The sequence below is a fragment of the Vibrio sp. 10N.222.55.C6 genome, from assembly GCF_041473395.1.
Classification (GTDB): Bacteria; Pseudomonadota; Gammaproteobacteria; order Enterobacterales; family Vibrionaceae; genus Vibrio; species Vibrio crassostreae_C.
Genome location: NZ_JBFRSD010000367.1, coordinates 1 through 410 on the forward strand (window position 1 = coordinate 1; position 410 = coordinate 410).

The following is a 410-nucleotide window of genomic DNA, read 5'->3' on the forward strand; positions in this document are numbered from 1 at the left end:
AGGTAAATGCTGTATTAAAAGGTACCGCATTTGAATTGGCTTACCGCGCATTTAACGAGCTTTGCTTATCAGTCATTAGTTTTTCTCCTAAGGATGAAGATGAATTAGCGGCTGTTTTTGATGACTTTTTAATGTGTAAGATATTACCTCGTGTTGAAGGTGATGAAGATAAGTTGACGACGGAAGATGGCGGTGCACTATTAGAAAAGTTAGTAGAAGTTCTATCAAATCAAAGCACCTTAAAAGCTATTTGGGATGGTGAACGTGCAGATTTATTGCGTCAGAATATTGAAGATAAAGACACACCAATCAAGGTAAGCTGCCGCTCAAAGATTAAGCTTGAGTATATGCAGTCGAAGTTGCAGTCAGGCTTCACCTCATTTTGGCCATAATAATGGTGATAGGGTAGC

At 39.0% G+C, this 410-nt stretch carries 1 pseudogene; it reads left to right on the forward strand.

Features of this window, described 5'->3' with window-relative positions:
• Positions 1 to 392 (forward strand): annotated as a pseudogene (locus AB4486_RS24150) (DUF3578 domain-containing protein); the annotation flags it as partial.
• Positions 393 to 410: the final 18 nt, after the last annotated feature.